Genomic DNA, 19,935 nt, shown 5'->3' with positions numbered 1-19,935 from the left:
GCTCCTTTAAGCGTTGTACCAACCAGCTTGTTGCATTTTATCTTCTATCCAATGACGAGCCTTAATGATTTCAATCAATGGTTCTTCTGCTTTTTCTGTCCACATTTCAATCAAAAAGGTACCGCGATAATTTAAACGCTTTAATAGTTTGAATAAATTCACAAAATCGACACAACCTTCCCCAAAAGGGACATCACGGAATTGGCCTTGGCAGGTTTCTGTTACCGCGTAGGTATCTTTCAAGTGAATAGCCGTGACGTGCTCAATGCCTTGTGTGAATTCCTGTTCGACATTATTCCCCCATGCGGTCAAGTTACCCACGTCAGGGTAAACAGAAAACCATGGAGAGCGAATTTTGTCAGATAGGGCTTGCCACTTAGTGATGGAATTCATAAATGGCGTATCCATGATCTCTACGGCACACATTACCTGAGCCGCTGCGGCAACTTCACTGACCCATTGCATCCCTTTTTCAAAATGGGCAATGGTCTGTGCATCTTGCTCTTCATAATAGACATCGTAACCTGCAAGTTGGATAGTCCGGATCCCAAGGTCTTGCGCTAATTTGATGGCTTTTTCCATCAAGGAATAAGCCATCATGCGAGTTGCTTCATCGTGGCTACCGAAAGGGAAACGGCGGTGACCAGATAAACACATTGTTGGAATACGCACGCCAGTTTGCTGGATGGCTTTGACAATGTCTAGGCGCTCAGCTTGGTTCCAGTCCAAGCGTGCAAGGCGTTCGTCGGTTTCATCCACTGACATTTCAACAAAATCAAATCCAGCGGCTTTAGCTAACGCTAATTTCTCTAACCAACTGCTATCTTTAGGTAATGCTTTTTCATAAATTCCAATTGGATGCTTGCGCATGGTGTTCTCCCTGAAAAATTTAACTTTGTGGTGATGTTTTATTAAGGCGCTGGTTGCGGGTCATGGCTCGTTTAGCACTCCATCTTTCTTTGAAGAATTTGAACGCCAGTGCCAAAATTAGGGTGATCCCCCAAACCGCAAGGTTAAAGTGCAGGCTGACTCCCAGTAGGCTTAAACCCGTTGCGATGACTTGTAAAACTAATAAAGCGCAGAATACACGGCTAACTTTCCCAACTCCGCCAAATGGGTTAGTCCCACCTAATACAATGGCAAGGATGGTGAGTAATAAATAAGAGTCACCATAGCCCATACGTGCAGAGTTAAAGCGTGCCATCATAATGAGGCCTGCAAGTACGCACAGAAGGCTAGAAATGGTATAGATGGCGATCATTACGCGGTCTGTACGAATACCGCTGAACCATGTGGCATTGATATTACTGCCACTCATGTAAATGTTTTTCCCTAAGCGTGTACAACCTAAAAATAGGGCTAACAATATAGCGGTGACAATAAAGATAATCATAGCAATAGGGACACCAAATACAGTGTCAGCACCAATAGCACGTACAATCGGTGGCATACCGCTGAGTGCGGCACCTTTAGTAAGGTAAACCCCAATACCACTGATAATGGTCATCGTACCAAGTGTGACTAGAATTGGGTGGGCACCGATATGGGAAATCATTAGCCCTGTGAGTGTGCCAATAATTACCGCGATGACCGTTGCACCGACTAATGCCAATAATAACCACATTAATTGCGTACCAGTTCCTGCCTCCACGGGTAGGTAATTAATAAAGACCCACGCCATAAATAAGCCCGTTAAGTTAGCGGTGCTGATAATCGCAAGGTTTAAACCACCGCTTAACATCGGGACAAACATGGCAAAAGTGAGTAAACCTAGCTCAGGTAATTGGAAGGTAATACTTAAAAAAGTATTTTGCGTAAAAAAATGCCCCGGCATAGCGATGCTGAATGCAGCAATCGCCAATAAGAAGATTGAAAGCAGTCCGATAACAGAGCCATCAATTTTAAAAAAAGCGTGTTTTTTCATGGTGATATTCCTGTTAAACAAAACCTACGTCCGTCTCTTTGCGTTTTTTGTAGTGAGTAATACAAATCGCAATGAGGATAACCATGCCGATGACGATATTGACGAAATAGTTAGAGACGCCAATCAAGTTGAGGCCATTCTTTAAGATACCGATCAGGAAAACCCCCATGAGCGTACCGATCACCGTACCGCGTCCCCCCGACAAACTTGCCCCTCCTAACACCGCCGCAGCAAGTACATCGAGTTCTCCTCCTACGAGGGCACTGGGTACCACTTCACTCATTCGGTAAGTTTGCAACATGCCACCAATGGCTGCCATAGCACCTAGATAGCCATAAGCGAACAAATAAATGACGGAAACTCGAATACCAATACGAGTCGCAGACTCTTGGCTGCCCCCAACCGCATATAACTGGCGGCCAATATGGGTTTTATTCATTAAAATCCAAGTCAGGAAGGCAATACCAAGCATCACTAAAAGAGGTAGGCCAACTTGGTAGTATTCCCCATCGACTTCGAACGGCAAGATAGTCACAGGGTCTACCCACCAATCGGGTAAATCATAAATACTATGGCCATTTGTTAACCACATCAGCATGCCAAATAACAATGATTGCATGCTGATGGTGATAATGATGGAAACCACATTGAGGGAGTAAATTAATATTGCATTGATTAAACCAAAAGCGATACCAATGACAATCGCCAATGTGATACTCAGGGCTGGGCTAGCAATAATTCCTTGTAATAACCATGTTGCTATGACGTATTGAACGACGGAAGCTACGGCCGCAAAAGAAATATCTATCCCACCAGTGACTAAGACGACAAATAACCCTAAAGCAAAGACACCTGTCACTGCATAGCTTTCACTTAGGTCGAGTAAGTTTTGAATAGTCAGAAATTGTGGGCTCATAGCAGTAAAGAAAACCACCATAATGATAATGACCCAAATTAACCAACCTTCAACTGATTGTGGTCGAAGTTTTTGCCAATTAGCCATTGATGATTTCCTCCAACTGTTGCTCATTGATGGAATCTGTCATGATTTCTTTGACGATAGTTCCTTGTTTCATATGTAAAATTCTGTCGCAGTTATAATAAGCTTCGGAGGCTTCATCGGTAATTAGAAGAATTGAAATACCCACACCAGATAAACGGTGAATTAATTTATAAATACTGTCTTTTGCACCAATATCGACACCCACAGTTGGGGAGTCTAAAATCAATACTTTTGGGCGAGTTAAAATCCATTTAGCAAGAACCACTTTTTGTTGGTTACCGCCAGATAGCGTGGAAAGGGGGTTATTGGGGTCAGTTACTTTAATATCTAAGTCAGCAATCCACTCTTGGACAATGTCTTGACATTGTTTTTCATCAATCAAATGCAATGGGGTTTTTAAACGATCAAGAATGGAAATGACCATATTATCGGCGATAGATTGCTGTAATATCGCACCTAACGTTAGGCGGTCTTCGGATACATAGCCAATACCGTGTTTAATCGCTTCGGTATTGTTCTTCAGCTTAACGGGTTTACCTTCAATACGTAACTCACCATTATCGGGGTGAGTAATACCAAATAAAGAGAGCGCTAGTTCAGTACGGCCGGAACCGAGCAAACCACATAAACCTAATACCTCACCGCGTTTTAAACTCAACGAAATATCTTGATATTGGCCTGAGCGGCTGAAGTTTTTAACTTCTAGAACCGTACGTCTATCTTCCGCATTGTTTGGGGGTTTGCGTTCATGAACGATGTCTAAACCGGTCATGAGTTCGGTAATTTTGCGGGTGGTTAAGCCTTCAGCAGGCCATGTGCCAATTTTTTGCCCATCACGGATCACCGTAATGCGGTCAGATATTTCCTTGACTTCTTCAAGTCGATGACTGACAAAAACGACGGTGATCCCTTTGTTTTTTAAGTAGTTCACTGTCGATAGTAATTGATTTACTTCGGTTCGAGTGAGGGACGCCGTTGGCTCATCCATAATTACTAGGCGAGCATCCGCGACTAAGGCACGGCAGATAGCGACTTGTTGGCGCTGAGCAATGGGTAAAAATTGAACTGGCGTATCTGGGTTAATGGAAAAAGCGAGTTCATTGAGTATTTCTAACGCTTTTTCGCGCAATTTCTTTTTTTGGAACCAACCAAAATACCCTTTGAGGTTCAGCTCAAAAGCGATATTTTCAGCCACCGTTAAGTTAGGGAATAGCGATAAGTCTTGATAGATAACCTGTACGCCTAATTCACGAGCTTTATCGGGTGTTAACCGGTGGTAACTTTTGCCATCAATCTCGATTTTACTGCCATTATCAGGAGCGTACACACCGCTGATAGTTTTGATCAGGGTACTTTTTCCACACCCATTGGTGCCTGCTAAACAGTGCACCTCACCTTTGTTTAGCGTCAAATCAATATTGCGTAATGCACGATGACCCCCAAAGCTTTTGGAAAGGTCTCGTAAGGTGATGAGTGGGTCGGATTTGTCAGCTTTTGAGGTGGTTGTCATAGGTATAATTCCTACTGCAAATAAATTGGTGTTGGCTTGTTTGTCATAGCGCAAGCTGTTGCGTTGTTGGCTACAACTCGCGCTATACAAAACAGTAAATTCAAAATGCTAATTAATATTGTATTTTTGTTTTAAATGTTATTTTGCTAGTGAAGAATTACAGGCCGACTTCAACCAATTTTTTGGTGTTTTCGATATTCAGATTGACAGGGTTATCACTTAAAATGGTATTGCCACTGACTTTAATTTCACCCATATCACCGATTGAAACGCCATCTTTAATTTCTTCACCGTTCATCATTGCAGTCGCAACTTGAACGAAGACTTGTCCTGCAACTTTAGGATTAGAAATGTAGCCACCATCAATAGCGCCTTTTTCTAGTAACTTAATGCCTTGGCCTGGGGTAAAGGTGCCGAATACACAGGTGGTATCATTTTTGCGGCGCTTATCAATAGCACGACCTGCACCGATAGGGCCTTGCGAGCCAAATGACATAATGCCTTTTAAGTCTTTGTGCTTAGATAACAGGTCATTAGCGGTACGCATTGAATCATCAACGGATTCTGCAACACCAAAACGGTCATCTACCATTTGCATTTTTGGGTAATTGGCTTTTTGATAAGCAATGGCAGCATCCGCCCACTCATTAACAAGAGGGACCGTTAAACTGCCGACGAACATGGCGTATTTACCTTCTTCACCCATACAAGCTGCCATATCTTTCATATGGTTAGCTCCCATGCTTTGGGTATCAAGTAATTCAAAGTCCCAGTCTGCGTTGGTTTGATTTGGAGATTCGTGAGTAATGACTTTAATACCAGCTTCTTGAGCGCGTTTTAATACAGGCTCAAGTACTTTTGCATCGTTAGGAACGACACCAATGACATCCACTTTTTTGGCGATTAAATCTTCGATGGCACGAACTTGTTCTGCTGGATCAGCCGTTGTAGGGCCAACTTGGAATGCGTTAACGCCCAGTTTTTTACCTTCTTCGGTGATCCCTTGTTCCATAACGTTAAACCAAGGAATACCACCGACTTTAACGACTACGCCCATCGTGAATGGCTTTTGTGCTTTTTGTGATTCGGCCATTGCGACATTGGAAAACAGTGCAACGCTCATTAAACAAGGTAAAACTAATTTTTTCATGTTCATAGTTGTATTCCTTAGTGTAGATGGATACTAAATCGAGATCTCTCATCAACATAGGGTCAATGTTATTATCTCATTTAGGTATGCCTATAATTAAGCGCTAAGGAATTATGGGTACATAATATCCCTGCACTTTTTAATACAGAAAATAAATGAATGATTATTATTTTACTTACATCACGGTTACGGACTTTTTATATTTTAATAAATTACTTATCACACTCGATAATATTTAAATTCGGGAATTGTTTTTGAAAATTAGTATCATTAAGCTTGTTAGTAATGAGTACGTTAATATCCTCAAAGGTACAAACTTGGCTAAAAGCATATTTTCCGAGTTTACTGTTGTCGGCGAGTAAAACTTTATTCTCTGAAACTTGCAACATAATATTTTTCAGCTTTGAATTTATTTCGCTACCATCACGAATACCATTTTCAATATTAAAACCTTGGCATGATAAAAATAAGGTTTTTATCTGAAAGCTACGAATAATACTTTCTGCAATAGGGCCATGAAAATCATCATGACGTTCTGAGTATTCACCACCAATCCCAATCACTCGTACACGATCACGGCAAGCCAGTGCTTGGATAATTTTGACCGAATTAGTGACAACAGTAATATCGATATCAGGTATTTGTCGTGCTAAAAACCAGCAAGTACTGCTGTTATCTAGCATAATACAGTCGCCGGGTTGGATAAACTTCAGTGCAGCCTTAGAAATTTTCATTTTCGCATCAGGGTGTTCTTCGGTTCTTTTGCGAAAGGATTCTGCACCATCGACCATTTGACTGAGTTTGACCGAAGAAGGTATTACATTGACCATTGGCATTTCTTCTTGGTCAATGGCAACGGCACCGCCGAAGCTACGAATAATTCGGTTTTCTCGCTCTAGTACTGTTAAATCACGACGGATTGTTTCTTGGGAAACAAGACATAACTGAGCTAATTCACGCACTAACGCCGAACCATTTTGTGAAACATGAGAACAAATTAATTTATGGCGTTCGGCTTGTAACATGTTTAACTCCTATTTTTTCCACGATATTTATTCTGCCTGTGTTGCTTTTTTTTTGTCGTGATTAGATTCAAGTATTCCATTCTTGAAAAAAACAAAGCCGTTTAAAGTGATCTTGTATAGCTATATTTGAAAGTAATATGTAATCGTTACATTTTAGTTGTGATGCATGGCGCATTATTTGCAGTATCTTTCTGTGTTACTCATAAGAAACAAAAAAAAATGGGCTAACTCGGTCATATTTCCACGCCTCGATATTGACTTAATATGACCGATTGTGACCGGTTATGACCGATTGACTGTGGTTTGTTGCGAGTTTGTAAATGTGACCGCTTTTTAAATCAGCAAAATCTGTTTACCTTAATAGGTAGAGACAGGTTATCAACACACAAAATATACCCAGAGAATAAATTTTTGTTGTTGATATTAAAGCAAATTTTATAGCTAGGGGATTATTATGTTAGAACAATTGAAGCAACAAGTCTTTGAAGCAAACCTCGCATTACCAAAACATAACCTAGTGACCTTTACTTGGGGAAATGTCAGTGGCATTGATCGCCAAGCAGGGTTAATGGTAATTAAGCCATCCGGTGTGGATTATGAAACCATGAAAGCAGAAGATATGGTGGTTGTCTCACTGGAAACGGGAAAAGTTGTTGAAGGTAATTTTCGACCATCTTCTGATACAGATACCCATCTGGCACTTTACAAGGCATTCCCTGAAATTGGCGGTATCGTGCATACTCATTCGCGTCATGCCACTATTTGGGCACAAGCGGGGCAGCCATTAAGTGCATTAGGCACCACACATGCAGATTATTTCTATGGTGAAATTCCGTGCACGCGTTTAATGACAGAAAATGAAATTGCTGGGGATTACGAAAGGGAAACGGGTAATGTCATCATTGAAACATTTAAAGAAAAAGGTATCACAGCCAAAGATGTTCCCGCAGTATTAGTTAACAGTCACGGCCCATTTGCATGGGGGACAAACCCTGATAATGCGGTGCATAATGCGGTTGTCTTAGAAGAAATCGCTTATATGAATTTATTTACTCGTCAATTACAGCCTGCTGTAGGGGCAATGCAGCAAGAACTGTTAGATAAACATTATTTACGTAAGCATGGTAAAAATGCCTATTATGGGCAAAAGTAAAGAATTAAATGTAGTGTAACTGACATAATAAATTGATTAAAAATAACAAATACTATTTCTTGATTTTTATTATAGTCAAGGAAGGGGTTATTATACAAATAACCACAAAGAAATGCAGTGTGGTTATTACTGTTATTAAAATAATACCCCTTAAAGAGATACCATCATAAAACTGTTCATTAAAGTTTAAACATAATGTTTATATACCCATATCCTAAAATAGAAAGTAGGCGGTAATTAATTATTATCTATAAGGAAATGAAATTAAGATAATAGAATAGGTTAGAAGCGCCCTTATTGTTTCCTAATAGCGAAAACAATAGGGGCAGTTTATTCTAAAGTGTGACGCCCATTTTAAAAATGGCTAATTCGCGGAAGTCATTCACTTCATTTTTGGTTTGCTCTCCATTTACGACCTTAACCACATGTTGAATAAAGTCAGCCAATAACTGATCCATGGATTTACCGGTTAATAAGGCACCTGCATTAAAATCAATCCAATGGGGTTTTTTGGCGGCCAGTTCATTATTAGTGGCAATTTTTAATGTTGGTACAAACCCACCATAAGGAGTTCCACGACCCGTAGTAAATAGCACTATATGGCAGCCTGCGGCACCTAATGCACTGGTTGCAATCGCATCGTTACCTGGAGCACTTAATAAGTTAAAGCCCGGTTTTGTTAGGCGCTCGCCGTATTTTAATACATCCATTACTTGGCTGGTTCCCGCTTTTTGAGTACAACCAAGGGATTTTTCTTCTAGCGTAGAGATACCGCCTGCTTTATTACCCGGAGAGGGGTTCTCATAGATAGGTTGATCATGAGCAATAAAATATTGTTTGAAGTCATTGATCATATTTACTGTTTTTTCGAAGGTTTGTTGGTCATGACAATGGTTCATTAAAATCTGCTCAGCACCAAACATTTCTGGCACTTCGGTTAAAACAGTCGTTCCATTATGGCTGACAAGGAAATCAGAAAAACAGCCTAATAGTGGGTTGGCGGTGATCCCTGATAACCCATCAGAGCCACCACACTCAAGGCCAAATTTCACTTCACTAAGCTTGCCTGACACACGTTTATCTTGTCTAACTAATTGATAAAGTTCATTAAGGTGTTCAACGCCCGCTTCAATTTCATCTTCCAATTGTTGACATACCATAAATTTAACGCGATCAGTATCGAAATCACCTAATGTTGCTTTAAACTCAGCCACTTGGTTATTTTCACATCCCAACCCAATCACCAGAACGCCCCCTGCATTAGGGTGTTTTACCATATCTTGCAAAATAGTACGGGTGGTTAAGTGGTCATCGCCTAATTGAGAGCAGCCTAAGGTATGGTTGTAAAGATAGACCCCGTCAATATCAGTCGCTTCATTGTGCTGTTTATTGAAGCGTTCGATCATTTTTCTTGCAAGGGCATTGACGCATCCAACTGTTGGGATCACCCAAATTTCATTACGGACGGCAATGTCACCGTTATTGCGGCGATAAATTTGTACTTCAGGGTCAGGGAGAGTTGCCGCAATTAGGTTACATTCTGGGTCATATTCATAGTCATTTAATGCACTTAAATTTGTTGCAATATTATGAGTATGCACATGTTCACCAGCACTAATTGCAGTGGTTGCATGACCAATTGGGGAACCGTATTTTAAGATATTGTGATCTTTTTCAATCGGCACTAATGCGATTTTATGACCGCGGGCGACATCCTGTTTTAGGGTGACGGAGTGGTTATCAATAGTGATAGTTTCTCCTACTTGCCTATCAGTTAGCGTAACAGCGACATTGTCATTGGCATGTATTTTAATTATATCTTTTATCATGTTTAGTTCCCTGGGCTGGAAATCGGATGTAATGGGATCAACCAATCATATCAAGGTGTGATCAATCATTTTATTGACTAAATTTCAGGCATTATACTATTTGGTTTATATCTTTTAAAGGTGTTATACCAATTTAACTGTAATTTCTTTTCTTAACATTTTCTATTTCACCCAGACATGGTAAATTTCGTTATACTTAGAGCGTTTAGATGCTGGTTACACAGGGTTGTATTGCGAAAGGAGAAAATGATGAGCTCACAAGAGAGTGAACCACGCTTATATCAGCAAGTTGCCGCTTTGGTTAAAGATAGAATTGAAAATGATGCGTACCCAATAGGGACAAAACTCCCCGCAGAACGCTTACTTGCAGACGAAATGAATGTCAGCCGTACGGTGATCCGTGAAGCCATTATTATGTTAGAAGTCGAAGGTTATGTGGATGTTCGCAAAGGCTCAGGTATACATGTTATTAGTAATCGGTCTAACAACTCGGTCAATACGGACAGCGGGCTCGAGTTTAGTCGTTGTGGCCCATTTGAATTACTACAAGCAAGGCAATTGATTGAAAGCCATATTGCAGAGTTTGCCGCGACTCAAGCAACTAAAGAAGATATTTTAAAACTGGTTGATATACAAAAAAATGCACGGAAAGAAGACCGCTTTCGTGATTCAACGTGGGATTTAGCATTCCATATGCAAATTGCAGCATCGACTCATAACAGCGCCATGGTAATTATTGTTGAGCAGATGTGGAGCCAGCGCTTGCGTAACCCATACTGGTTAAAACTTCATGAGCACATTGATAATAGGTCGATTGAAAGTTGGTGTGATGAACATGACCAAATTTTACAGGCACTTGCACGCCGTGATGCAAAGGGGGCAAGGCAAGCAATGTGGCAACACTTGGAAAACACTAAAAAAATGTTGTTTAATGCCACTAGTGATGACTTCGAATTTACCATGGATCGTTACTTTTTTGCGGATAGCCCAACCGTCGATCATAACGATTAGTTATTCCTCATCATCTTCAGAGATTTGCTTTAATGCGGGAAGATTCACTAAGATAATTTTCCCGTATTTTGCATCGATCCAACCTAATTTTTCCCAAGCAACCAAGCGCTTATTGATGGTTTGTCGAGTGGTATTAATGATCGTTGCTAGGTCATCTTGTGTTAGGTATAGGCTAAGTTGGATGCCTTTCTCATGGGGTTCTCCGTACCCTTCGGCTAAGCTAAGCAGCCGTTTAGCTAACCGAGCAGAAACTGACAATAAAGCGCTGTCATTGATAATGGTAAAAGCGTTGCGAATGACCTTACACAGTAAGATATTCAATGATTGATAAAAAACAGGGTATTTCTCTAAGATTGTAGCTAAGTCTTTTGGTGAAATCGTCAACAAAATTGTTGGGCTAATCGCTTTTGCATCGTGAGTACGGGCGGATTTATCTAACATGGCAATTTCGCCAAACCAGTTCCCGGGGGAAAGATAGCGGAATACACATTCACGCCCATCGGTAGAGATGGAACTCACTTTAACGGAGCCTTGAATGACGGCGTATAGCCCTCTAGCTGGGTCGCCTTGGTAGTGAACCATTTCGCCATCGTTATAAAAACGTAGCGTTGCGCATTCCATTAATATACTAATCAAATAGTCAGGTAAGTTATTAAACCAGCTATTGGTTTGTAAAATTTCAAGAATGTTTGCATGGGGCAAAACTAACTGGCTATTTTGTACTGCAATGTTCATCTGAATGCTCCCTGCATGAAATAAGCTGACTTTATCATGACATTTGGTAGGGGTATGTTCAATCCTGAACCACCGCAATATTTGATTAAACCTCTTTGTGTAATAAATGAAAGCTAATGTTGCCATTAATTAAGTAAAAACGAGCCACCGATGGTGGCCCGGGAACAAAGATTTAATCTTCGAATCGTTTTTCAATACCTAATCGTTTTAATGTCAGTATTAAAAGACCGCCAATAAAGGCAACGAGCGCGATAAAGTACAACCCAGCTCGCGCAGATTCAAACGTCGTTTCTGCCCAGACTCTTAAGTTTGGTGCCACAAAACCGCCTAAGTTGCCCACGGAGTTAATTAAGGCAATACCGGATGCCGCAGCGGTTCCACCTAAGTAAGCCGATGGGAAGCTCCAGTACAGAGGTTGCATCGCTAAGTGACCTGCTGCTGCCACACACAGTGCAATAATGGCAATGACTGGAATGCTATCGAACAAGCCGGATACAGCAATCCCCGCAGCCCCTAACATAAAGGTAATCGCAGCCACTTTACGACGCTCTTTTAGGCGTTCAGAAATGCGCGGGACATAGTAAACTGCGATAGCCGCACACAGAGGTGGAATTGCCGTCACGAAGCCGACTAATATTCCAACTTTACTGCCTAATAGCGTCCCGATTTGGGTTGGCAGGAAGAAATAAATACCGTAACCACATACTTGAACAGTGAACCAAATTAAGCATAAATAGAGAACTCGCATATCTAATAGCGCACTTAAAGCGCCTTTTGGACTATGCCCTGCTTTGGCATTTTCTTCTGTGGCTAATTTAGCGGAAAGCGCACTTTTTTCTTCTGCTGTCAGCCATTTTGCTTTTTCTGGACGGTCATCAAGGTAGAAAAATACCCAAATCCCGACGAGAGAGGCGAGTAACCCCTCGACAACAAACATTAACTGCCAGCCATATAAACCGAATGCGAATGATGAGCCTTCTAGTGCGAGTAATGAACCGGATAATGGTCCTCCAATAATAAAGGCTAATGGTGCACCAAATAAAAAATAGCCAGTGACACGGGCACGAATATTTTGTGGGAACCAGAAAGTTAAATACAGAATAACCCCTGGAAAGAAGCCCGCTTCACTCACGCCTAATAAGAAACGCAAGACAATAAAGGTAGTTTCATCGTGAGCGAACATCATTGCCGCTGAAACTAACCCCCATGTGACCATAATGCGTGATAGCCATACACGTGCACCTATACGGTACAGTAAGATATTGCTTGGTACTTCAAATAGTGCATAACCAATAAAAAAGATCCCTGCACCGAATGCATAGGCGGCGTCACTTAACCCTGTTGTTAATTGAAATTCTTGCTTTGCAAAACCGATATTTGAACGGTCTAAATACGCTAATATGAACATTAATACCACCATGGGTATTATTTTTCGTATTGCTTTGCTGGTAGCCGATGATAAATGATCAGTATTGGTGGACATGGTTCACCCCAGTTTTGTAAGGTAATAATGTTATCTATTCATTTTTATTACGTGTTTAGCCCACCGCTGAGTTATCAGCAGGGTAGAGTATAGAGCTAATGAATAAGTAACTTAAAATGAATAATTCTTGTTATTTATTTCCCTTTCTCGTGGTGTTAGTGATGAAATAGCGAAAAAGGGAATTATTATTATTTCACGTTAAATTTAGCCAATGCTTCCGGTCTTAACGTCGTACCGGCTCCCGGAGCCGTTGGGGTGGTATAAACACCATCAATGACTTCAACTGGGTCAACAAAGCAATCCAATGTCCATGGAATAAATTCCAGTAATGAACAGGCTGGATGTGCCATGACTAAGTGCAATTGTGCTTGCATCATATCGCCATGGTGCGGTGTTACTGGTAAGTTAAATGCCATACCTAAATCCGCAATTTCCCATACTGCAGTTAAACCACCACAACGGGTTGCATCTGGTTGTAGGTAATCAACCGCGCCAGCAAGGACAAATTCTTTAAATGAATCATTGTGATACAGTAATTCACCTAACGCGATTGGTGTATCCATGTAAGCTGCTAGCTGCTTGTGACTTGCCACGTCATCGTGCCACAGTGGCTCTTCAAACCATTTAATGTTGAAATCATTTAAACGGTGGCCATATTGTTTGGCGATGCTGATATCCCATTTACCGTTAGCATCGACCATTAGGTCAATATCATCGCCAATTGCATGGCGAACGGCTTCGATTCTTTGTAAATCTTCACGTGGATCTGGCTTGCCAATTTTCATTTTGATCGCTTTAAAACCTTCTTCGAAGATCATTTTTTTACAATCATCAACGAGATCGTCTTGGCTACGAACCAGCCAACCGCAGTCAGTATTATAAGCGTTCACTTTATTGTGTTTTGAACCGCCAAACAGTTGCCATAGTGGCTGATCGGCAGCTTTCGCTTTGAGATCCCACAAGGCAATATCAATGGCAGAGATAGCCATTTGCATCAAGCCACCACGACCTACCCAAATATTGGTCGAACTACGAGTGAGCTTACGATGTAAATAACGTACTTCAGTTGGGTCTTCACCCAGCAGCATGGGGCCAAAAACATCTTCAATGATGGTGGTAATTAAACGATCTGTAGTGATATCCGCATGTGTTCCTGTATGACCATAACCGACTAACCCACATTCAGTTTTGATCATGACACCCGGCATTCCCCAATGGGTAATGCTATGCGTCGAATCACCAATTAGATCATTAGTGACCGGAACGTGCATGATAAAGGTACTAATTTCTTTTATTTTCATTGTTATTCCCAGGTGTTGAAAGGTGGTTGATTGCCAATCTAACAGTGGGAAATGGAATTAACTGTCAAATGATTTACAGATCGTACCTTGAAAACGTTTTTTACTGATAAACATGAGCTAGATCTCTTTATTTTGTATGATACATCAAGGTTAAACTACCTAATTGGTATAATAACTTTTGTAAGAAATAAACACTGATTAAAATGAGTATTGGGGCTAAGCTGTAAGGGGGGTTAGTTGCTTGATAAAGAAAGTGAGGTAACAGGGGGGCGACCTCTCAATAAAAATTTTTCATGGGGTATAGGGTTAATTCTTGAGTAGGTTTAGAATAATTAATGCAAACTTTGTTGGTAATGGATAAAAAATGTGTAAACAATTACTTGTTTTATTTTTAGTCTTATTCATAAATTCTATTTCCCCATCTTTAGCCACAGTTGTTGAGCATAATACGCAGGATTGGCGGTTAGCCGATATTCCCCCTAAACTAATCCAAACCCAAAAAACAGAAATTATTTTTTCAAGGGTCGCGGGTGAAATGCGTGCGGTGGCTGAACTTAACCATAATCATGGGTTCTATGCTTATAACTCTTCAGGGGATTATAGCGCGATGCAATTTGGTAATGATTATGCGTTTGTAAAGGCAACAGCACTTGCGAATAAACCCCCTCGTTATATTCCAGATATTGATAGGTTAAATGACTTACAAAAACCCGTTTATGATTATCTAATCACACGGCAAAAAACGCCTGTTTATCAATCAGCTGATAGCAGTGGCCGGCAAATTGCCTCTTTATGGGCAAACTTACGTTATCCGGTCGTCGCTAGAATGATAAAAACCGATAAAATAGGTACAAAGACAGCTTGGCTGACAATTCGCTTAGGTGACAGACTAGGGTATGTTCATCTGGATGATGTTGCGTTGGATAAAGGTATTCCAATCTTAACTTATCACCATATTTTACAAGATAGTGAAAATAAACTGTTTCGTGAAACATCGACAGCCACTTCAGTGGAAGCATTCAGTGAACAAATGAATTACCTCAAGCAAGCGGGTTATCAAACCCTTTCTTTGCAGGATGTGGAAGATTATTTGAATAAATCAGCTAACTTGCCCGGCAAAGCCGTGGTATTGACTTTCGATGATGGTTTGAAATCCGTATACCGTTATGCGTTACCGATTTTAAGGCAAAATCATCAGCAAGCAACTTTGTTTGTTATTTCTTCAAGGGTCAAAACTCATCCAGAAAAGTGGTCTGCAGATTCGTTACAGTTTATGAGCAAACAAGAAATAAAAGATAGCCAAGATGTATTTAATATTCAATCACATACGCACTTTTTACATCGTTTGGATAACCATAACTCACCGATTATTTTTAGCCGTAAACAACACACGGCCATGTTGGATTTTAAACGCTCAATGAGGCTACTTAGCCATTTTGAGCCAGAGCAGCGCTATTTAGCCTACCCCTTTGGTGGCTATAACCAATCTGCAATGGATGCCGCAAAAGAAGCGGGCTTACACCTAGCTTTGACGACAATTCAAGGGAAAGTGAAGCTAGGGGATAACCCATATGCCTTAAAACGCTTGTATGCATTTCGTACCGATCCCCTCGACAAATTTTCTCAGATGGTTGGGAATAGCGAACAGAATGTGGTTAATCAAAATATTATTATCGACAGGTGATATCCCGTTTAATGCACTGAATTCCTTTCTATCGGTATTCAGTGCATATCGGCTTGTTTGCCAGTTCCCATTTCCTTTAAGAACCGCTGCTGGTAGATAAACAGTTCCTTGGCATTGATACAGTGATATTCCATTGAGAACTGCTTTGCCGTTTGTTCGATGATCTTTGCAAGGGCAGGGTAGTGGCGGTGATTCCAGTTGGGAAACAAATGATGAGTTAAGTGCAAGTTTAAACCACCTAGCCAATAGGTGAGCCAACGAGGCGTGGTATGCCAATCATAAGTGGTTGAAAATGTATGTGTATAAAACCCGTGGGGCATATTACCTTCTTGGGGTGGGGTGTAGAAGGTTGCCTTTGCCCAGTGTGTGCCGAGTATCAAAATAACAAATATGAGTGATGCAAACATTTGGCTAAGCAAATAAGTGAGCAGCAATGTACCTAAGCTGATATCACTAACAACTAAGATAGGGATAATAATAGCGATAAACAGATGGAGAAATTTTGCCAATAAAAAGGTACTAAGCCCTTTCTGCCCTTGATGGCGCATATGTGGGGCGACTCTCGTGAAGTGAAACCTATCTAACCAATCAAAAAACCAGATCAACGCCGGAAATGTCATGGCTGCAACCAAGGGCCAGTACAGATGTTGCGCCCGCATAAAAGGGTACCAGCGTTGGTATGGGGTCTGCCGTAGCACAAAATTTTCTTCAATGTCTAGGTCATAGTGACGAATATTCGTGTGGGCGTGATGAAAAATAATGTGTCTAACACGCCAACACTCAGGGTCTAGGCCAAGTGGGATAGTGACCCAGAAATTAAGCCAATAGTTGGCTTTCCCATGTTTAAAAATCGCATTATGGGAGGCATCGTGGACCAAATTAATCGCCAACAACAGGGCAAAACAGATAAAGAGCGGATAAAAAGTGAAAAAAGCCCATTGCGCATTCGCGCACAAGGCTACGATGTAACTGCCGAAACAGCACAATACTAAAACTAGGCTTTTTAAATAGAAGCGTAGATCTGCAAAACGGTGATCTGAACGGTCTTTTAAATACTGCATAGCAGCATTGTTTAATGCTTTTTGAAAAGCCTGATCATGGCGATGTTGATAACCTAATGGTCTTAGTGGCTCATTAGACATTGAGCACCTGCACTGGTTTACGACCAATGCCAATGAGCATCAGCAAACTATGTAACCACAGCGCACTGGTCGAAATTATCCAAAATGGGCTTGTCCATTGCCAAATAAATAGAATACAAATAAGTAATAAGCAGGCTATAAAAAACCAGCTTATTAAGCCACTTTTACGGCCATCTGATATCCCTGATAGGGCAATAGTTCCCAGTGCTAATAAAACAAATAAAATGACTTGTTGCAGTGTTGTACCTTGATAACCGTAGCCGTATAGGTAGACATAACCAATTACTAATATAAATAGCAGAAGTGTTCCTATCACAAGAGCAAATTGGTTGGTGCGAAATAACGGTGATGGTTTTTGGGTTGTCTGCCGGCGGCGATTAATAATTTTCCAAAAAGGTAAATTGCTATCAATAAATGGGTTCTCGGATGCTGGTGCACCCTTGATACCAAAATGGTGCTCTGTTTCTGGTAGCTTGGAAAAAGTGCCAAATAGCTTATCCCAAAAAATAAAACTACCTGCAAAATTACGGTTCGAGTAGTGCCCTTCCTTTACATGATGAACTCGGTGATGCTGTGGTGTCACCATAAACTTTTCTAACCAACCAAGGCGTGGGATCAACGCGCTATGGTTAAAAAATTGGATGGTATAGTGCAAAATGGAAACAGTAATAAAGACTTCTAAAGGCACCCCGATAAGAGCCAATAACATAAAAAATGGGATTGAGGTTAGAGATGAATACCATGAATTACGTACACCTAATGATAGGTTGTAGTGTTCTCCTTGGTGATGTACTACATGTACTGCCCATAATAGGCGGTAAGTATGGTGTAAGCGATGCAGCCAGTAAAAGCCAAAGTCCCACGCTAAAATAGCAAATATCCAAATTAAAGCTGTTGGCCAGTTTTCAACAAGGTTGAATGAGTAGTGTGTAACGACAAAGCCATAACAAAAAAGCTCTAACCCTCTAAATAGCCACAACATAATATGACCAGAGTTCAGGTTAAAAACCAATTCCTGCCAACTTACCGACCCCTTTTGTGTTTTGGCGATCACTAAGCCTTCAGCAATGACGACCGCTAACATAAAAATAATCGGAAAGGTTAATTCATTCATGAGCGTTTTCTCTCTAAGCCGTATTTTGCCATGTGGACAACCAACAGCACTCCACAAGCGGTTACTGCTCCAGTGATAACATCAATAAATAAGTGGCGTTTTAGTACCAACACAGACACACAAATGGCTGCGGCCCATAAAAAGTACAACAGTGTTCGAAATTTATATTTTACCGACCATAATGCATTCAGTACGACAAGAGTCAATGAGACATGTAGAGAAGGTAATAAATTTTGAGGGCTATCAATATTGATTAAAGCGGATAAAGCGTGAGCCGAAAATGAGGTTAAATCATAATCGTAATATTGCATTGTGGTTGGATACAGTAAATAAACAGCGCCAGAGACTAAGGCACATAATTGCATAGCAAACATTAATGACCGAGTTCGTTCTATTGGGCTGCAAAAATAGCCTAATGGGATAAACAAAAAGAAGGATAGATAAAACCAAACCGCACTAGGGGAGAACGGCACCGCGCTATCAACCGCACTTGGAGCCAGTAGATGGACATTATCTGTATTTTGACCAGTATAACTATACACAATGCCGACTGTTCCCCAGCCGATTAAACAATATAACGCCCTAATGAATAACGTTTTAGTATTCATTGCTCTTCCTTTCGAATAATCCGGCGTTTTTTAATAGAGAGAGCTTGTTGAATTGGCTCAGATGATAATTGCCAGCGTAACTGAGTGATATCGACTTGCTGACGAGTGAAATAGTTTTCGAGTTGCTGTTGGCAATCATTTAATTCAAGCTGTGTACATTCCGCTTGTAAAATTAATAACTGGCCTTGCTGGGTCAACCGAAAGTCAGCGGTAAGGGGAATGCTATTGGCAATGACTCGGGCGCAGGGGTCTGCAAAGATAGTCACCGTATTCCCTTTTTGGTCGGGGAGTTGGAGTAAGTCATCACAACGGCCTTCGATACGTTCAATCGCTAATTCAGGGGAACCGCAGGGGCAAGGTGTTTTTTTCACAACTAAAACATCATCGAGTTGATAACGGACAATCGGCTGAGTTTTCCGCGTGAAATCAGTGATAATCGGAGAGAATCGTTCATCATCGATCCAGTTAGGTTCAATATGAATAAAGGCTTCATTTAAATGTAGAGTTCCATGCGAACAAGTACAGCCTAAAAAACCTTCAGTGGCTTGGTAGACCTCACCAACACTCGGGAAGCAGTTCTGTAATTTTTGTTTATCATGTTGTTCAAGCACTTCCGCCACTGAAATGACTTTTTGTACTTTTAATTGAATTTGTTGGCGGCTAATCGCTTGGGCAATAGCGCACAGCACTTGAGCTGGGGCAACAATAATAGAAGGTTGATATCTTTCTAGTTCGATTAATTGTTGTTGAAAATCCGCGAAAAGGTCATAAAAACGCAGGGATATCCAGCGGTTATTGACGCTTTCATACAGGTTATTATTGGCTCTAAGAAATAACGCAATACGCTCACCGTTGAACAGCCCACTCGGTAACATTTTGGCTAACATACTGCCAGACCAGATATTTTGCTCCTCAGGGCTAACAACAAAAAGGCCGCGGCGACCTGATGTCCCAGAGGATAACCCAACACTATATTTCCCTACTTTAGGGGCAAAATCGCGAGATTGCTCACTTTTTTGTGCACAATCGAGTAATGTTTGGCGAGAAAGCCCTGCGGTATTCATCGTATCAAAATGACTCATCATGATGTGTTTATTCATGATGGGAAAATCATGGAGTGGTTGATGAATATACGGGGAAAAATAGCGGCTATTAGCCAATGTTTTTTGCTTGAATTGTGTTAAGCGCTTTTGCTGATAGGCTTTAAGTTGTTCACGGTTTTCAAATTTTAGACGGCGTGCTCGCCAATAGTGCCAAAGCATG

At 41.0% G+C, this 19,935-nt stretch carries 17 protein-coding genes; 3 read left to right on the top strand and 14 right to left on the bottom strand.

Annotated elements, in window-relative coordinates; translation table 11 throughout:
• Window positions 1-6: 6 nt before the first annotated feature.
• The 6 genes from RB151_RS19515 to RB151_RS19490 all read right to left on the bottom strand — a co-directional run bounded on the left by RB151_RS19515 (window position 7) and on the right by RB151_RS19490 (window position 6,612).
• Window positions 7-870 carry an L-ribulose-5-phosphate 3-epimerase gene (locus RB151_RS19515; protein ID WP_042845516.1) on the bottom strand — a complete coding sequence of 288 codons (864 nt, stop codon included), beginning with the start codon at window positions 868-870 and terminating at the stop codon, window positions 7-9.
• A 19-nt stretch (window positions 871-889) separates the two neighbouring features.
• Window positions 890-1,924: an ABC transporter permease gene (locus tag RB151_RS19510; protein ID WP_042845514.1), complete on the bottom strand. Its 1,035-nt coding sequence runs from the start codon at window positions 1,922-1,924 to the stop codon at window positions 890-892.
• 13 nt (window positions 1,925-1,937) lie between these two features.
• Window positions 1,938-2,927, bottom strand: a complete 990-nt coding sequence (locus tag RB151_RS19505; protein WP_048605995.1) for an ABC transporter permease — start codon at window positions 2,925-2,927, stop codon at window positions 1,938-1,940.
• Complete coding sequence (locus RB151_RS19500) at window positions 2,920-4,437, bottom strand: sugar ABC transporter ATP-binding protein (protein WP_042845511.1); 1,518 nt, start codon at window positions 4,435-4,437, stop codon at window positions 2,920-2,922. The genes RB151_RS19505 and RB151_RS19500 overlap by 8 nt, the downstream gene beginning before the upstream one ends.
• A 157-nt stretch (window positions 4,438-4,594) precedes the next feature.
• Window positions 4,595-5,587 (bottom strand): substrate-binding domain-containing protein, encoded by a 993-nt coding sequence (locus RB151_RS19495; RefSeq protein ID WP_042845921.1) that lies wholly within the window; start codon window positions 5,585-5,587, stop codon window positions 4,595-4,597.
• 212 nt (window positions 5,588-5,799) lie between these two features.
• Window positions 5,800-6,612: a DeoR/GlpR family DNA-binding transcription regulator gene (locus tag RB151_RS19490; protein ID WP_042845509.1), complete on the bottom strand. Its 813-nt coding sequence runs from the start codon at window positions 6,610-6,612 to the stop codon at window positions 5,800-5,802.
• Window positions 6,613-7,066: 454 nt separating this feature from the next.
• Here RB151_RS19490 and araD point away from each other — a divergent pair, with 454 nt between their 5' ends.
• Window positions 7,067-7,765 (top strand): L-ribulose-5-phosphate 4-epimerase, encoded by a 699-nt coding sequence (gene araD / locus RB151_RS19485; RefSeq protein WP_042845508.1) that lies wholly within the window; start codon window positions 7,067-7,069, stop codon window positions 7,763-7,765.
• Window positions 7,766-8,100: 335 nt separating this feature from the next.
• Here the strand turns inward: araD and RB151_RS19480 are convergent, their stop codons facing one another.
• The gene (locus RB151_RS19480; RefSeq protein WP_042845506.1) at window positions 8,101-9,594 is read right to left on the bottom strand and encodes a UxaA family hydrolase; all 1,494 of its coding nucleotides are present in this window, start codon (window positions 9,592-9,594) and stop codon (window positions 8,101-8,103) included.
• 249 nt (window positions 9,595-9,843) lie between these two features.
• Between RB151_RS19480 and exuR the strand changes: the two genes are divergently transcribed.
• Complete coding sequence (gene exuR / locus RB151_RS19475; protein WP_042845504.1) at window positions 9,844-10,605, top strand: transcriptional regulator ExuR; 762 nt, start codon at window positions 9,844-9,846, stop codon at window positions 10,603-10,605.
• Here exuR and RB151_RS19470 read toward each other — a convergent pair whose 3' ends face one another.
• From RB151_RS19470 to RB151_RS19460, 3 genes are all read right to left on the bottom strand, one after another.
• A complete protein-coding gene (locus tag RB151_RS19470; RefSeq protein ID WP_042845502.1) occupies window positions 10,606-11,340 on the bottom strand; it encodes a Crp/Fnr family transcriptional regulator in 735 nt (244 codons plus the stop codon).
• 172 nt (window positions 11,341-11,512) lie between these two features.
• On the bottom strand, window positions 11,513-12,823 hold the full coding sequence (locus RB151_RS19465) for an MFS transporter (protein ID WP_042845500.1): 1,311 nt from the start codon (window positions 12,821-12,823) through the stop codon (window positions 11,513-11,515).
• 188 nt (window positions 12,824-13,011) lie between these two features.
• Window positions 13,012-14,124 carry a mandelate racemase/muconate lactonizing enzyme family protein gene (locus RB151_RS19460; protein ID WP_042845499.1) on the bottom strand — a complete coding sequence of 371 codons (1,113 nt, stop codon included), beginning with the start codon at window positions 14,122-14,124 and terminating at the stop codon, window positions 13,012-13,014.
• Window positions 14,125-14,488: 364 nt separating this feature from the next.
• On the opposite strand from RB151_RS19460, the gene RB151_RS19455 reads away from it, so the two are divergent.
• Entirely contained in the window at window positions 14,489-15,808 is a 1,320-nt protein-coding gene (locus RB151_RS19455) for a polysaccharide deacetylase family protein (RefSeq protein WP_042845498.1), read from the top strand.
• Window positions 15,809-15,846: 38 nt separating this feature from the next.
• On the opposite strand, the gene RB151_RS19450 is transcribed toward RB151_RS19455, so the two are convergent.
• Genes RB151_RS19450 through RB151_RS19435 form a run of 4 tightly spaced genes read right to left on the bottom strand, consistent with a single transcriptional unit; the run spans window position 15,847 to window position 19,934 of the window.
• Entirely contained in the window at window positions 15,847-16,950 is a 1,104-nt protein-coding gene (locus tag RB151_RS19450; RefSeq protein ID WP_042845497.1) for a fatty acid desaturase family protein, read from the bottom strand.
• Window positions 16,943-18,064, bottom strand: coding sequence for a sterol desaturase family protein (locus RB151_RS19445; RefSeq protein WP_042845496.1), 1,122 nt, complete (start codon window positions 18,062-18,064; stop codon window positions 16,943-16,945). The genes RB151_RS19450 and RB151_RS19445 overlap by 8 nt, the downstream gene beginning before the upstream one ends.
• Window positions 18,061-18,672, bottom strand: coding sequence for a phosphatase PAP2 family protein (locus RB151_RS19440; protein WP_042845495.1), 612 nt, complete (start codon window positions 18,670-18,672; stop codon window positions 18,061-18,063). Before RB151_RS19440 ends, RB151_RS19445 begins: the two co-directional genes overlap by 4 nt.
• Window positions 18,669-19,934 (bottom strand): F390 synthetase-related protein, encoded by a 1,266-nt coding sequence (locus RB151_RS19435; protein WP_094301241.1) that lies wholly within the window; start codon window positions 19,932-19,934, stop codon window positions 18,669-18,671. The genes RB151_RS19440 and RB151_RS19435 overlap by 4 nt, the downstream gene beginning before the upstream one ends.
• Window position 19,935 lies beyond the last annotated feature (1 nt).

Source organism: Providencia rettgeri (assembly GCF_001874625.1).
GTDB classification, from domain to species: Bacteria; Pseudomonadota; Gammaproteobacteria; order Enterobacterales; family Enterobacteriaceae; genus Providencia; species Providencia huashanensis.
The sequence above is the reverse complement of the archived record's forward strand: the minus strand, read 5'-3'. Positions and strand labels throughout refer to the sequence as shown.

Bases quoted from the DNA above. Each gene is read 5' to 3' on its own strand.
- RB151_RS19515 (WP_042845516.1), bottom strand. From the start codon at position 870: ATGCGCAAGCATCCAATTGGAATTTATGAAAAAGCATTACCTAAAGAT.
- RB151_RS19510 (WP_042845514.1), bottom strand. From the start codon at position 1,924: ATGAAAAAACACGCTTTTTTTAAAATTGATGGCTCTGTTATCGGACTG.
- RB151_RS19505 (WP_048605995.1), bottom strand. From the start codon at position 2,927: ATGGCTAATTGGCAAAAACTTCGACCACAATCAGTTGAAGGTTGGTTA.
- RB151_RS19500 (WP_042845511.1), bottom strand. From the start codon at position 4,437: ATGACAACCACCTCAAAAGCTGACAAATCCGACCCACTCATCACCTTA.
- RB151_RS19495 (WP_042845921.1), bottom strand. From the start codon at position 5,587: ATGAAAAAATTAGTTTTACCTTGTTTAATGAGCGTTGCACTGTTTTCC.
- RB151_RS19490 (WP_042845509.1), bottom strand. From the start codon at position 6,612: ATGTTACAAGCCGAACGCCATAAATTAATTTGTTCTCATGTTTCACAA.
- araD (WP_042845508.1), top strand. From the start codon at position 7,067: ATGTTAGAACAATTGAAGCAACAAGTCTTTGAAGCAAACCTCGCATTA.
- RB151_RS19480 (WP_042845506.1), bottom strand. From the start codon at position 9,594: ATGATAAAAGATATAATTAAAATACATGCCAATGACAATGTCGCTGTT.
- exuR (WP_042845504.1), top strand. From the start codon at position 9,844: ATGAGCTCACAAGAGAGTGAACCACGCTTATATCAGCAAGTTGCCGCT.
- RB151_RS19470 (WP_042845502.1), bottom strand. From the start codon at position 11,340: ATGAACATTGCAGTACAAAATAGCCAGTTAGTTTTGCCCCATGCAAAC.
- RB151_RS19465 (WP_042845500.1), bottom strand. From the start codon at position 12,823: ATGTCCACCAATACTGATCATTTATCATCGGCTACCAGCAAAGCAATA.
- RB151_RS19460 (WP_042845499.1), bottom strand. From the start codon at position 14,124: ATGAAAATAAAAGAAATTAGTACCTTTATCATGCACGTTCCGGTCACT.
- RB151_RS19455 (WP_042845498.1), top strand. From the start codon at position 14,489: ATGTGTAAACAATTACTTGTTTTATTTTTAGTCTTATTCATAAATTCT.
- RB151_RS19450 (WP_042845497.1), bottom strand. From the start codon at position 16,950: ATGTCTAATGAGCCACTAAGACCATTAGGTTATCAACATCGCCATGAT.
- RB151_RS19445 (WP_042845496.1), bottom strand. From the start codon at position 18,064: ATGAATGAATTAACCTTTCCGATTATTTTTATGTTAGCGGTCGTCATT.
- RB151_RS19440 (WP_042845495.1), bottom strand. From the start codon at position 18,672: ATGAATACTAAAACGTTATTCATTAGGGCGTTATATTGTTTAATCGGC.
- RB151_RS19435 (WP_094301241.1), bottom strand. From the start codon at position 19,934: ATGCTTTGGCACTATTGGCGAGCACGCCGTCTAAAATTTGAAAACCGT.